This window comes from Ruegeria sp. I1, from assembly GCF_056532675.1.
This window is the reverse complement of sequence record NZ_JBQFNM010000014.1, coordinates 16,006-30,268: the sequence shown is the minus strand read 5'-3', so window position 1 is coordinate 30,268 and position 14,263 is coordinate 16,006. Positions and strand designations below refer to the sequence as shown.

Below are 14,263 nucleotides of genomic sequence, written 5' to 3'. Positions count from 1 at the left end.
CACCGCGCTCGGCCATGATTTCTTCCAAATCCCGGTAAGACACACCGTATCGGACATAGAAAAACACCGCGAACAGGATCACATCCTTCGGGTATTGCGCGCCTTTGAAGGAAATCATGAACTGACTTTCGACTGATTTTACCGAAAGTCATTCACCCGAAGCATCTGACCTCGTCAACAGCCAAAAGTTTGCAACAGATCCATAGCCCCTGCCCCAGAACACTCCAAATGGGATCTGTCGCAAAATTCTTTGACAGCTGCATAGACGGAACTGGAGAGGCGATTATCCCGCCAGCTGGATAAACTGCTGAAACGGACGGAGGCCTGGCGTGAATTGACCTTTGCGGATCATGTTGACCAATTCTATACCTGCCAGAACAGATGCGGCTGAAGCAAAGGATTTGAAACCGAGCATTGGCCTAATCCGTCGTTTGATGAATCGATGGTCTTGTTCGATGATATTATTGAGGTACTTCCGCCTAACCATCTCAATCGGTATTGGGCAACCAAAGCCTTTCAGCATCTTGTTTATTGCTTTGATGCCGGCGGTGTTGGCCCCGCTTTTGTCGATGACGATCTTATACGGCAGCCCGTTGACTTCGAGCGCGCGGGCAAAAAACTTCGTTGCCGCAGCTTTGTTTCGGCGCTTGGACAGCATGAAATCAAGCGTTTTGCCGAACTTGTCGATCGCGCGATAGAGATACACCCACTCACCCTTCACTTTCACATACGTCTCATCCATACGCCAAGAACGATCCACAGCGCGCTTTCGATGTCGCGCGGCTTCAGCCACGAGCCCGGCATATTTGTCTACCCATCGGTTCAGCGTGGCATGATCCAGATCAACGCCGCGTTCCGCCATGATTTCTTCCAGATCCCGGTATGAAACACCGTAGCGGAGGTAGAAGAAAACCGCGTGCAAAATAACGTCTTTCGGAAAATGCGCGCCTTTGAATGAGATTGTCACGGCCTGCTCCTGTCATGTCCGAGCACGCGTTAACAGAACTGAGTTCGATCTGACAGCTGGGAACAAAGTTTGCGACAAAACCCTCGACAAATCCCTATGAAATATGAACGTATGCGTGCCCATTTCACGCTTATGCGCTTAATTTGGTATTTTTGCTCTTTACATTGGCCACGCTACTAAATCTCTATTACATGTGATAAGTATCCCTTATCAAGTATATTGAGATTAGACCAAATTTGGCGCAGAATGGGTGCATGAAGCCCCCTGCCCCATACCTCCCCGCCGCCGCCCCTGCCCTCTCGGACACAGATCAGGAGGCGCTCACTGATCTTTACGTGCGCGGCACACCGGAAAACACGCTGCGGGCGTATGAACGGGATCTGCTTTATGTCACCGCCTGGAAGTCTGCGCGATTCGCAGCGACGCTGGACTGGCCGGAATCTGAGGCCACCGCCCTCGCCTTCATTCTCGATCACGCCCGTGATCTGAATGACGCATCAGAAACGGATGTGGCGCGCGAAACCGCAGAAGCGCTGATTGCTCAGGGGCTGCGCAAGTCCCTCGCCTGCCCGGCCCCGTCGACGCTGGACCGGCGCATCGCCTCCTGGCTGGCCTTTCATCGAATGAAGAACCTGACCAGCCCTTTCGGCGCGCCGCAGGTGAAGCAGGCCCGGTCCAAAGCGCGCCGCGCTGCCGCCCGTCCCCCTGCCCCCAAATCGCAGCACCCGATTACCCGTGATGTGCTCGAGCAGTTGCTGACCACCTGCCGCGGATCGCGACGGGATTGCCGCGACCGTGCCATCTTGATGCTGGGCTGGGCCTCCGGTGGTAGACGGCGATCGGAGATCACCGGGTTGATGTTTGAAGACGTCTCGCTGAAGGAATTCGACGAGAAAGGCTTGGTCTGGATCTCACTGCTGGAAAGCAAAACGACAACCAAAGGTGAAACGCCGCGGCTGGTTCTGAAGAGCCGCGCAGCCCAGGCGCTGTTCCATTGGATAGAGGTTGGACAGATAAAGAGCGGGCCACTGTTCAGACCAGTCTCAAAAGCGGATCGTGTGCTGAAACGTCGGCTTTCGCCTGATGCTATCTATCAGATCGTTAAACATCGCCTCCGGTTGGCAGGGTTGCCGGAGGACTTCGCCTCGCCGCACGGTTTGCGTTCTGGGTTCCTAACCCAAGCCGCACTGGACGGCGCCCCAATCCAGGCTGCCATGCGCCTCTCGCTGCACCGCTCCATGGCCCAGGCGCAGAAATACTATGATGACGTCGATATTGCTGAGAACCCGGCCGCAGACCTGTTGGGGTGAGCACTTACTGATTGTTTTTAGAAACCCCTTCCTGAGGGATGCTCTGACCGCAACGCCTACGTCTTGTTTTCAGCTGCGTCTGTCAACGTGGCCAGCGCGGAAACATGTCGCGGCAGATCACAGCGGGAATGCAGGATATCGATTATGATCACGCTATCCGGCTGGTCCAGGTAGACCAGAAAGTGCTCCCCTGCCCTTACATATCTGAGATCAACCGCGTCCTCGACCAATATGGAACAGCTACGGCTGGCCGCAGTGCCCTCCGTGATGGCCTGACAGCGCGCTATCAGTTCTTGTTCATAAAGATCGGCTTGATGCTGTCCAAACTTGTCGATGGTCCATCGGGCAATCTCCACCAGGCTGGCTTCAGCGCGGCGTGTTAGTCGAAAGGGTCTGATCACGCCTTGGCTCGTGCCCTTGCAAAGGCACGACGGATCGCATCCGGACCGCTACCTTCTGCCAGATCTCCAGCCTGAGCCTGGGCCAAACCCTCCTGCAGGCCTTGTTTGAGAGACACTAGGCCCGCTTCTTCCCGCTCCAGAAGCCGAAGGCCGGCGCGCAACGCTTCACTGGCGTTCTGATAGCGGCCGGAAGCAACCAGATTCTGCACCAGTTGATCCTGAGATTCTGTAAGAACCACATTGCGCGTTACCATGGCATAAGCCTCCTCCTTGGCAATATATGCCAACAAGACTGTCGATTCAACGATTTGGGAACCCATAATCGCTAATTCGAGCAAGCTGGTTTTATAGACGCCAAAGGGGCGTGAACACACGGATCGTGTCTGCGATCCCTTATGAATCCAACGACAGTAGCGACTGCGCCAATAGCCGCGCCGTGCAAGCACAGCTTCACTAGATTGAAGACAGTTCCCTTCTCCGTCGTAACATAAAGGAACACAATACTCTAAACCCCACCTCTCCCTGCATGCTATTTCTTGGGCGATCGGCCAACGGCTGACTCTAGCCGGAGTGTCCGCGGGTTTTGCCTCTCCGCACGCGCTGCGCTCGGGGTATCTGACCCAGGCCGCCATGCCCTCTTCACTGCATCGTCCTCCCGTACTGGCGCAAAAGTACTATTGCGACGCCGATATCGCGAAAAACTCGGTAACGAATTCGTTGGCGGGAAAACTTGACCAATCAGATCAATTAGCTTCCTGCCCTTTCCAATTGCGCGATGTGCGCCTTAAACCGTTCGGCCTTCACTCCAATTACATGCTAGAAGTGCTCTACTCAAAGCGGAACTTTTGGAGGAGTTTTATTGGAATGCCTTCGCATGCCTCCGTTAAAACTTCATCGACTGAAAGAACCCTTGATCACGCTCAACAGGGTTTACAACTGTAAACCACCCTGCTCTCATGCAAAGCGTATGTAGTCCTCCGTGTTGGAAAACCTACAATATAGGCGAAAATCCTTGACTTAGCGCAATGAATCACGGCTGTTTGTCTCAAGTGGCGCAAAAATGACCACATTCTTTAATTTGAGGCAACTACATGATTCCCGTGACACCACTTGTGGCAGAAAGACCATCGGCACTCGCCACGGAAATATCTGAAAGATTAAACTCGGCTATCCGAGAACATCTACTTGCTGCATTTGCCCCCGACAACACCAAATCACTGCGAAATTTTGCAGCGCCAGAAGCTGCTGAACTCTTAGGAGTCTCAGGTCAATTCATGCGCAAAGTTCACGCAGAGGGAACCATTCCTGAGCCGCATGACGTACGCAGCGGTAGGCGTTACTATACTGCCAAAGAACTTTGGGAGGCTCGCGAAACGCTTGAGAAAACCTCACGCAAAAAAGGTCGCTATGTCCCTCGCCGGACTGAAGGAGAAAAGCTCCAAGTCTGGCAATTGATGAACTTCAAAGGCGGCAGCAGCAAGAGCACCACAACAATTCACTTGGCTCACTATTTTTCGCTTCGCGGTTACCGTGTACTGGCTGTTGATCTGGATCCTCAAGGCTCACTTACATCCATGTGCGGCATCAGCCCGGAAATAGAGTTTGACGGGCTGACGATTTACGATGCTATTCGATATGAAGATCCGGTAGATATGGCAGACGTCGTGCTTCCGACATACTTCCCCGGTCTCTCTGTGGCTCCGTCACGGCTTGTTCTTTCCGAATTTGAGACAGAATCTGCCGTTCACTCCAACCCGGACCATCCGTTCTTTACGAGAATACGGAATGCCTTGGCCCAGGTAGAAGGCGATTTTGACCTTGTTCTGATTGATAGCCCACCTCAACTCGGATTCTTGACAATAGCCGGGATGGCCGCCGCCAGTTCATTGCTTGTGCCACTGACACCTTCGATGCTGGACGTGTCTTCGACGGCTCAATTTCTCGAACTCGCTGGTGCTTACATGGCAGTCATTGAAGATGCCGGCGCTACGCTCGAATACGACAACTTCAAATTCCTGATAACGCGCGATGAGCCGACAGACGTACCGTCTCAACAACTGGCTTCGTTCATGCGAGCACTGTTTCAGGATCGCGTTATGTCAGCTACTGCCCTCAAAAGCACCGCAATCAGTGACGCCACAATGCTCAAACAATCAATTTACGAGGTCGTGCGGTCGGAAATGACACGCGCAACTTATGATCGGGCAAAGAACTCAATGGATGCGATCGGCTCTGAGGTAGAACAAATGATCCATCAAGCATGGGGACGCAGCTAATGGCTAGAAAATCGCTTCAGGAGATGTCTGGGATCGCAAACACCATCGCGCGCTCTAGCCCCAAGGCCATCGATAAAGCCCCAAAACCCAATGCCCCTGCACTTGGTGCGCTTCAGGGCTCTCTTGCCGCAATCAGGGAAATTGACCCTGCTCTGATCGACGATTGGGGCCCAGCCGATAGGCTTGGTGAGTTTACAGCTGTAAACACTGACGAAGAAGACGATAGCTTTGAAAGCTTGATGTCGAGTATCCAAGACGGTGGCCAACAAGTACCCATTCTTGTCAGAAAATCGAAATCCGACGGCCGATACGAGGCTATTTATGGGAGGAGGAGGCTCAAAGCTTGTCGTGAACTCGGTATTAAAGTCCGCGCCAATGTTCAGGATATCGACGATGCTTCAGCGCTTCTCGCCAAGGGGCTTGAGAATGCTGCGAGGCGCAATCTTTCCTTCTACGAGAAAGCACGTTTCGCCGAGGCGATCCTGACTTCCGGGCATGACTCTGCAACGGTGCGGCAAGTATTGAACCTTTCGAAATCAGGGCTGTCTCACCTTACAAAAGTTACGCAACATGTTCCTGCAAAGATTGGTGACATGATCGGTGCAGCCCCAAAATCTGGCCGCCCAAAATGGACCGTGCTTGCAGAACACTTCGTTGCAGGCAAGCTGGCGGAAGATGAAGCGGCCAACCTGCTTGCAACCATTGAGCCATCGATGTCGTCAGATGATCGGCTGGAAATGCTCCTAAAAGCAGCTGCCAAACGTGGTGCACGACACAGAGAAGGTGCAGCCGAAGTAAGCCCAATTGAAGGCGTTACAATCAAATCCACCAACGGATCACTAACTGTTTCGGTCAAAAGGACCGGAGCTAACGCTGGCTTCGCCAGCTGGTTGGACAAAAACATGGCTGAAATCATCAAGCGCTCACACGCTGAGTTTACAGCTGTAAACACCGAAAAAAAGGACTGAGGACGAGCAGAAAGGAGGAAGGCAAACAAACAAAACCCCCGAAACCGGAGCTTCGAGGGCTGCTGCGCAAAGCGCAATTCTTAGATTAGACACCTGGAATCTAGCAGCACCCGAATCGCCACACAAGAAAAAACGCTCCTGAGCGAACGGGTAATTTTTGTCTGCCGATAGATAGTCATGAAAACAGTAGCAGTATTGGCTCCAAGTGGAGCAGCCTTGTCGGGAACGGCAGGGCAGGGGAGTAATACGCCCAAAAAATGGATACTTCTTCGCGCCGTTGAAGAGGCCAGAGAACCTCTTGGGTTGAAATCCACAACTCTCAATGTCCTGAGAGCCATGATTTCTTTTGTGGGCGGTGATCAGATTACTGCGGACCAAGATGATCATCACATCTGCTTCGCTTCCAACGCGGCGATCGCCAAACGGACGCATGTCAGCGTGCAGACAGTTGAGCGTCATATCTCAACGCTGGTTGGGCTTGGCCTTGTCCGCCGCGTCATGAGCGCAAACGGTAAGCGATGGGCGCGCCGGGATCGACAGGGCAGGGTGGTCACCGCAACTGGACTCTCCTTGATGCCCTTGTCTGAACGGCACCCTGAGTTCATCCAGGAGGCTCAGAGACATGCTGATCGAGTTTTGGAGTTCACTATACTCCGCGACAAGGTTTCCTCCGCTCTGGCACGCCTCAGGGACCTCGTAGCAAATGACACCTCGATCTCTGATTTGATGACCACCGTACGCAATGCTCTGCGTCGCAAACCAGATGCGAAAGTACTCAGCGAACTGCTGGCAGAAATCTCTGTGGAAATCTCCGAGATAACACAGACAGATACAGAAAATTTGAGGGACAGTGACAATGAAATTGAGGGGCACAAAGAGGACTCTTTGAATCCTGAAGTTAAGAAAGAAAAACTTTCTCAGATTCAGGTTTCTCCAGACCAAATGGAGCAAAGTTTTCCACGCCTATGCTCAGAACTACGCTTTGCAAAAGATCAGCACCACTGTGATCGGCTTATGGATGATATCGCCGAGTATCTACGGCTTGGCCAAACCTGGTATGCAATGAAATCAACGTTTGGCCCAGCTATTCGCTTCATCGTTCTCGGGTACATCTTTCAGCGTGCTGAGAACATACAGTCTCCAGGGGCTTATCTGATTTCACTACTGTCCAAGATCGAAAAGGGGGAACTATCTCCAAAGGCAATGCTGTCACGAACCTCCAATGCTACGTAAATTTGGGGAAAGAGGATGAGATTTACCATTTTCAGATTACACATCCAATCGATGATCGGATTGAAGAGTTTGAAAAAGGTGAGCAATAGGATTGACCTCTATAAATCACGAATCCATAAATAGTGAGCTATAGAAAGGGAGCTTATACCTCACGATGTGGAACTGGCAGTACGCTGATTGGCCGACGTTTCGTTACGATGCCACAAGACTCGAACCATACGAGCAACAGTTCCTGTTGTCCTCAGGCGAAGTTCTTGGAGCGGTTCATCATGTGAACGCGTCGGATCGAGATCAATTGCGTATCGACTTGCTAAGTGAAGAAGCGATGAAGACCAGCGCGATCGAAGGTGAGATGCTGGATCGTCTCAGCGTGCAATCTTCCTTGCGTCGGCATCTTGGACTGGCTCCCGACAGCTATCCATCCAAACCGCGCGAGCAGGGCGTTTCTGAAATGATGGTGGATGTTTATTCCAATTATTCGGAACCACTGTCACACGACACCCTGTTTCGGTGGCATGACATGCTTCTCTCCCATGACAGGCATCTGGAAACGATTGGATCATACCGGAGCCATGAGGATGCGATGCAAATCGTTTCAGGCAGGTTCGACCACCCAAAGGTGCATTTCGAAGCGCCACCTTCGCGTCAGGTTCCTTCTGAAATGGACCAGTTCGTGACCTGGTTCAACCGGACCGCACCGGATGGTCCCGAACCATTGCGCGCACTGATCCGGGCCGGATTGAGCCATCTGTACTTCGAGAGCATTCACCCTTTTGAAGATGGCAATGGCCGGTTGGGCAGGGCGCTGGCTGAAAAGTCCCTGGCGCAAAACATTGGCCAGCCAAGTCTGATTGCTCTTGCTTTCACGATCGAGCGAGAGCGGAAGGCTTACTACGACCAACTTGAACGCCATCAAAGGACACTTGACGTCACACCATGGCTCGTTTGGTTTGCCGAGACCGTTCTTACTGCACAGCAAGTGACTCTTGAGCGGGTTGGGTTCTTCATATCCAAGACGCATTTCTATGACCGGCATCGTGATCAATTCAGCGCCCGCCAAGGCAAGGTAATCGCCCGGATGTTCAAGGCTGGACCGGATGGGTTCAAAGGCGGATTGAGCGCCGAGAACTATATCTCGATCACGGGAACGTCCCGCGCCACGGCGACGCGCGATCTCCAGGATCTGGTCGAGAAGGGCGCTCTGACCCGAACGGGTGAACTCCGATACACGCGATATTGGTTAAAGCTGGATCGGGACGGGTAGGGGGCTGAAATACGGCACGAAGGGCCGGGAAGCCGGCATTCGCTGCGAGTGCGAGATCGCATCTGAGAACTCAAGAGAGCGGACGTTCATCACAGATGATAGTAATTTTCTACTTTGCAAACGGAACGAATGGCGTCATCGGTCCTTTGTTTGATGAAGAGCACATCGCAGGGTATGAAAGTGGCTGAGGAAAATATGAGATCGATCAACTATGCATACGATGAGTTTTGTCGTGCGCTTCGTCGATTGCCAGAGGCTATCGTCGGCTTTTCGAGTTTGGCTAAGGTCGACCTCGATGAAGCAGTTGGCAACCTCGATAGTGCCGTCTATCAAGTCCTTTCCTGTTATCACAGTCTTGCTGACGCATCGCGGGATACATACGACTGGATGGACCATCCGGGCGCTAGAACCCTAATCGGTATTCGAAACGCGCGACATCACAATCTTGGATCACGGATTCGCGGTTTCGTTTCCATGGCTTTCAGAGGGCAAATCAGCAGTACTCAAAGCTATTGGATCGTGGCTTATCAGCCGGAAAGCCAAAGCAGTCTGCCACACTATCTACCGGATCTTGTCGAGTTTTTGGAGCACAAGGACAACCGACTTTCGAAGAAACGGGCTTCTGAAATTTTGGACTATTTACAGGTCCGCGAGACTGTCGATCACTTCAAGTCTCGAGGTATCGAACCAACAAATCTGTTCTTCAACTTAATGCCAATAGTCAGCAATGGAGCCAAAATAGCCATCGATGAGATGCGATCTGACTTAGAGGTTCTATCTTACGATGGAGAGGTCTATCTGGATCACTTCCCCTCGATTGACTACATCGACATGGCTTCTGGTTTGTATGGCTGTCTGCCCTCGACACTTGCAGGTAAGCCCTACGGAGATCCTTCGTGAAATGGTTCTCCACAAACGGACACACTGGCACTACACCTCACGGTAGATGTGCCTGCTCTTGCAGGCGCCAATCGCTCGAAGTCGCTGCCTGGATCAGCATTTGGCATGCTGGTTGAAACGCATGTCAAACAGCAATTATCTAGGTTTGAGCGGCGGGAGATGTAGGTTGACCCTAGATAAGCCCCTAAATTAATTGGTAGAATTTTGACATTTCATAGGCCGTAAGTCTACGGCTAACTCAACTTGCGCAAATGAAATGTTTCCGTTTTTGTCTCTCGAGGTGTAGAGTAAACCAAAACAGAGTTGTCATCATGGCCCGCAGCGACCTTCTTATATCTCTTGTAAGCGCCGGAGTGTCAGGCGATCAAAAAAAGCTGCGCTCAGCAACTGAAGCGTTGATTGCCGAGGAACGGGCAAAAAATCACAATATTCTTGCCGACCGCATAGAGCGAACGTTGTCCAGCATTCCCGTTGCCGCACCGGCTTTGCTGACTTCTAGGAAGCCGGCAGGGGACGAAAAAGAGGCGATTTTAGAGGTTGAAGCTAGGGTTCAACTAGATGAGCTGATGCTTTCTCTTCCGGTGCGTGAGAATGGCCGACAGCTAATAGAAGAGCACATGCGCGCCGATGTGTTGCGCGCACATGGGTTTGAACCGAGGCACCGGGTACTATTGTCTGGACCGCCAGGCAACGGGAAGACCTCTTTTGCAGAGTCCATTGCGGAAGCATTGGGGCTTCCTTTCTTCGTAGTTCGCTATGATGCTTTGATTGGCAGTTACCTTGGAGAGACAAATGCACGGCTGCGGAAATTATTCGACTATGTCCACACACGACCATGTGTTCTATTCTTTGACGAGTTTGACGCTATCGGCAAAGAACGTGGGGACGACCACGAAACTGGTGAAATTAAGCGTGTTGTTTCGTTCTTGTTGATGCAACTCGATCAGCTGCCCAGTTATGTTTTGACTATTGCGGCGACCAATCATGCTGAATTATTGGACAAAGCAGTTTGGCGAAGGTTTCAAATCCGCTCAGAATTTCCAGCGCCTAGCGCAAGCCAAATTAGAGTTTTCCTAGAGCAAATCCTAGGGCAATGGCCGGAACGCCCCAAATTAAGCTCGGCTACGTTATCTAAGAAGCTTAGAGATTCCAGCTTTTCAGAAATAATCGATTTTTGTCAAAATGTTCGGCGGAGACAAATACTTGGGTTGGGTGAAATCTCGGTCGACACTGCCCTTAAGGTTGAGTTAGAACTTTGGGATAGTAGAGTAAAACCAAAGGTAATTGATGCCGACGAATTTGGACATGCCGCTCCTGAGGCTAAAGGCAGGGCGCGCGCAAAGAAGGCAACCCGGTAATTCACAGTTTGTGCCTCCACCGGAAGCATTTGACCAAAGTAGGCAAGTTCAGCGGATAGGCCCTAAGTTCGATCAATTGGCGACACTTATGGATGCTTCCTCCAAGGGCTTGGAGCTTCGATCAGACCCTACAGCTCTCGCACCAGAAAGGCTTCTCGTTTTCGAAGTTCGTGGGGCAATATCAAGTTTTGCAAATGCTATTCGAAACGTTCCGGGCTTGGAGTTGATCGACGAAGAGGCCTTTCCAGAAGACGACGACGACAAAAGCCCCGCCGCCTATTTGCTTGTTCCTAACGACGCCGCATTGAGACAAATTTTGAGCTTGTGGCGCCGTTGGGTAAACGGTCAAAGCATGGCCACGGGATTTACGCCTTGGCGGGACGTTTTCAACACTCTTCGAGATATTAGAGCCTGGGGGCCTCAAGATCGGATATCAGAGCCCGAGCGGAATATACTTAAGGAAGAGATTCAAGGCCGCGCCGACACTGATCTAGTTTCAATTGAGATCGAACTCGTTTTTCGACGCAATGGTGATTGGTCCGAAACCTCAGTTTCACAGTCAATTGTTGGAGTTGGAGGTAGAGTTATTTCTCGGGCGCGGATAGATGACATCCACTATCATGCAATTTTGGCTGAATTGCCAGTTCAGGCCATCCGCGGGATCATTGAGCTGGATCAGGGTAGTATAGGTGGTCTTGAACCTATTCAGCATATTCGCCCTCAAAGTCTCGCGACTGAAGCTGGAATATCCGACGTCGAGGCAGCCACAGAAGCGAATGTTGAAGGTGAGTTTGGTGAACCCATTTTGGCATTAATCGACGGTGTCCCTGTACAGCGACATCCTTTGCTAGCGAAACATGTAGTTGTTGATGATGTCTTTGAGCTAGAATCGAGTTCACCAGTGGACGGTCGTTCACATGGCACAGCAATGGCCTCACTGATTGTTCATGGCGATCAAAATAGTACCGAGGCACCAATCCGCCGAAAAGTAATCTCGGTTCCCGTCCTTGGTGGAAACGATCGATTTCCTCCAAACCAATTGGTTGTTGATCTGATATATCGGGCCATCTTGGCATTGAGGGAGGGTTCAGAACCGTCCGGACGTTTCGTTACGATTGTGAACATATCGTTAGGAAATAAGCGTCGCCAATTTCATGGTCAACTCTCACCATGGGCACGCTTGCTAGACCGCCTTGCTTACAGGCTAGGTATTTTGTTTCTAGTAAGTGCGGGAAATATTGCTGATGAATTCACCGTGGAGGGGTTTGCCACCAGAACAGCCCTCGAGGATGCCGATGAGCTTGAGCGGTCCTCAGCGATACTCAAATCAATGGATGCTCTGAAGGCAGAGCGACGGCTCCTCTCGCCCGGGGAGACAGTCAATGGCATCACAATTGGGGCTCGGAATTTCGACTGGGTACCAGTGGCAGAACGAGGGTCTGCATCTGTCAACATTGAGCCATATTCAGGGCTGGTTCTTGCAAATCCTTCAAGCGCAATGGGCCCTGGCTTTGCAAAGTCAGTAAAGCCAGACCTACTTTATCCCGGCTCACGCGAATTATTGAATGTAGTTGGTTCTGGTTCTGGTGCACTTCAAGTTAAACCTCCTCAACGCGCAATCCGCGCATCAGGCCTAAAAGTTGCTGCACCGCCAAGAAGTGGCTTAGAGGCCGCAATGGGCTACACAAATGGGACAAGCGCTGCGGCCGCGCTTGCTTCACGAACCGCGCATAGAATCCATGATGCTTTAGAAGATGAGTACGGGCAGGAATTTTTAGAAATTTCAAGCTTGCAGCGCGCAACTTTGTTGAAGGCACTACTAGTGCACCCAGCATCATGGGATAAGCGAACCGCCGCGCTAATTAAGCAGACTGTTGGGCCTTCTGATGGTCGCCAGCATGTTAAGCAAAAAGACAATATTCGACGCTTCCTTGGTTACGGTTCCTACGACTTGGACGACGCTGTCTCCTGCGCATCTGATAGGGCGACTTTTTGGGCGATTGGCGAAGTTGGCCCCGACCAAGTTGTGCCAGTTTCAGTGCCAATTCCCTCCGCTTTTGGCGGGAGGGCTCTGCATCATTCAATTTCTGCAACTCTGGCATGGATGACGCCGGTTAATGCGGGACGTCAGGGATATCGTACAGTGCGCCTTAAACTAACTGAGCCAACATGGCTTGGTTCATTGGCTTTAGGTGGTTGTTCTGACCAACCAGATCAAAATCAAATGAACCGTGGAACAATTGCTTCACGGCGATGGTCCGGAGATAATGCCGCCGTGGTTGGCGACAATGAAACTGTTGATTTTGAAGTTTCAAGAATGCCCGATACAGGATCAGAAGCTTCAGGGGCAATAACTTTCGCTTTAGCGGTCACGATATCTATGCCAACCGTAAATGAGATTTACGAACAAGTTAAAGAACGGGTCAGACCTGAGTTGCGACAGCGCCTCTAGGCGGACCAATCTAGGTGAATGTCCACTATGTGGACTGCAGCTGCAGCATTGCGAAGGTAGGCCTAATGTCGGCTCCGGGCCGTCTGCGTAATCAGTTGACAGCGGGGCAGGGGCCTGTGCTGCAACAGCACCGAGGTCTGGAATGGAGTACGAAGTAGACCCAAAGCAAACTATCAGGGCAGCGTCAGTCGACTTTTGCTCAGCCACTGTCACCGAAGTGCATAAGTGCCATCTGCGCTATCGGCTCGCCCCACTCTTGCACAAAATGCCCAGCCTCCTCCATAATCATCGGTTCCGGACAGCCTTGGATAATCTGGCGCAGCTGGTTCATCACTGGGACGCCCAGAACCGGATCCTTCGCTCCGATTGCCATGAAGCTTTCTCCGTCCCATTCAGATTGCCAGAACTTTCTGGCACGCTTTGCTGTGTCGATACCGTCCATCCCTGGCTCAATCATCACCATTTGTGGAAAGCGACGAACGCCTGCCTTGTAGCGTTGGTCTGGGAACGGCGCTTCATAGGCTTGCGCTTCTGACTCAGTTAGATGTGGACAGGCCCGTTTCATCAATGCGCTGCAATCCAAGTCGGGCCGGCTTGCCACATAACCTTTCCAGCTTTTGAAACCTTTTCCGAGATCGTCTCCGACCGGGATTGCCGTATTCATGACGATCAATCGGGAATACCGGTCGCGTTGATCCATAGGCAATGTCAGCCCCAGGATGCCGCCCCAGTCTTGCACAACCAAGGTGATGTTCTGAAGATCCAGTTTCTCTACGAAGGCAAGCATCATCCTTCGGTGAAAATCAAAGGTATAGATCGCGTCGTTGGTAGGTTTGTCAGACCTGCCAAATCCCAACCAGTCGGGCACAACCACCCGCGCACCAGAGTTCGAAAAAATGGGTATCATGCGACGATACAGGTAGGCCCAAGTTGGCTCTCCTGGCAGGCACAAGAACGTTCGGCATGCATCGTCTGCGCCTTCATCCACATAATGCACCCGAAGACCTTCATAACCCGGCAGGTCATCGACGTAATTCGCGGCATATGCATAACCGGGCAGGTTCACGAAACGATCATCCGATGTTCTCAAATAGTTGTCAACGGCAGTACGATTTCCGGCCACAGGGCGGCGCA

The 14,263-nt window shown here is 51.8% G+C and carries 12 protein-coding genes and 1 pseudogene; 8 read left to right on the top strand and 5 right to left on the bottom strand.

Features of this window, described 5'->3' with window-relative positions; all coding sequences use genetic code 11:
- Both ACR0DH_RS19510 and ACR0DH_RS19505 read right to left on the bottom strand, forming a co-directional pair.
- Window positions 1-118: pseudogene (locus ACR0DH_RS19510) on the bottom strand (IS6 family transposase); the annotation flags it as partial.
- A gap of 165 nt (window positions 119-283) precedes the next feature.
- The gene (locus ACR0DH_RS19505; protein ID WP_480551737.1) at window positions 284-967 is read right to left on the bottom strand and encodes an IS6 family transposase; all 684 of its coding nucleotides are present in this window, start codon (window positions 965-967) and stop codon (window positions 284-286) included.
- 254 nt (window positions 968-1,221) lie between these two features.
- On the opposite strand from ACR0DH_RS19505, the gene ACR0DH_RS19500 reads away from it, so the two are divergent.
- The gene (locus tag ACR0DH_RS19500) at window positions 1,222-2,277 is read left to right on the top strand and encodes a tyrosine-type recombinase/integrase (protein ID WP_480551735.1); all 1,056 of its coding nucleotides are present in this window, start codon (window positions 1,222-1,224) and stop codon (window positions 2,275-2,277) included.
- A gap of 56 nt (window positions 2,278-2,333) precedes the next feature.
- Here the strand turns inward: ACR0DH_RS19500 and ACR0DH_RS19495 are convergent, their stop codons facing one another.
- Window positions 2,334-2,678, bottom strand: a complete 345-nt coding sequence (locus tag ACR0DH_RS19495) for a type II toxin-antitoxin system RelE/ParE family toxin (protein WP_480551733.1) — start codon at window positions 2,676-2,678, stop codon at window positions 2,334-2,336.
- Complete coding sequence (locus ACR0DH_RS19490; RefSeq protein ID WP_209251624.1) at window positions 2,675-2,932, bottom strand: type II toxin-antitoxin system ParD family antitoxin; 258 nt, start codon at window positions 2,930-2,932, stop codon at window positions 2,675-2,677. Before ACR0DH_RS19490 ends, ACR0DH_RS19495 begins: the two co-directional genes overlap by 4 nt.
- Before the next feature lie 837 nt (window positions 2,933-3,769).
- Here ACR0DH_RS19490 and repA point away from each other — a divergent pair.
- The 7 genes from repA (at window position 3,770) to ACR0DH_RS19455 (ending at window position 13,129) form a co-directional block, all read left to right on the top strand.
- Complete coding sequence (gene repA, locus ACR0DH_RS19485; protein WP_480551731.1) at window positions 3,770-4,954, top strand: plasmid partitioning protein RepA; 1,185 nt, start codon at window positions 3,770-3,772, stop codon at window positions 4,952-4,954.
- Complete coding sequence (gene repB, locus ACR0DH_RS19480; RefSeq protein WP_480551729.1) at window positions 4,954-5,922, top strand: plasmid partitioning protein RepB; 969 nt, start codon at window positions 4,954-4,956, stop codon at window positions 5,920-5,922. Before repA ends, repB begins: the two co-directional genes overlap by 1 nt.
- A 177-nt stretch (window positions 5,923-6,099) precedes the next feature.
- On the top strand, window positions 6,100-7,155 hold the full coding sequence (locus tag ACR0DH_RS19475) for a helix-turn-helix domain-containing protein (protein WP_480551727.1): 1,056 nt from the start codon (window positions 6,100-6,102) through the stop codon (window positions 7,153-7,155).
- Window positions 7,156-7,309: 154 nt separating this feature from the next.
- Entirely contained in the window at window positions 7,310-8,419 is a 1,110-nt protein-coding gene (locus ACR0DH_RS19470; RefSeq protein WP_480551725.1) for a DUF4172 domain-containing protein, read from the top strand.
- A gap of 180 nt (window positions 8,420-8,599) precedes the next feature.
- Complete coding sequence (locus ACR0DH_RS19465) at window positions 8,600-9,319, top strand: hypothetical protein (RefSeq protein ID WP_480551723.1); 720 nt, start codon at window positions 8,600-8,602, stop codon at window positions 9,317-9,319.
- 311 nt (window positions 9,320-9,630) lie between these two features.
- The gene (locus tag ACR0DH_RS19460; protein ID WP_480551721.1) at window positions 9,631-10,677 is read left to right on the top strand and encodes an AAA family ATPase; all 1,047 of its coding nucleotides are present in this window, start codon (window positions 9,631-9,633) and stop codon (window positions 10,675-10,677) included.
- An 88-nt stretch (window positions 10,678-10,765) separates the two neighbouring features.
- Window positions 10,766-13,129: a S8 family serine peptidase gene (locus ACR0DH_RS19455; protein WP_480551719.1), complete on the top strand. Its 2,364-nt coding sequence runs from the start codon at window positions 10,766-10,768 to the stop codon at window positions 13,127-13,129.
- Between the two features lie 199 nt (window positions 13,130-13,328).
- Here the strand turns inward: ACR0DH_RS19455 and ACR0DH_RS19450 are convergent, their stop codons facing one another.
- Complete coding sequence (locus ACR0DH_RS19450; RefSeq protein WP_480551718.1) at window positions 13,329-14,252, bottom strand: haloalkane dehalogenase; 924 nt, start codon at window positions 14,250-14,252, stop codon at window positions 13,329-13,331.
- Window positions 14,253-14,263: the final 11 nt, after the last annotated feature.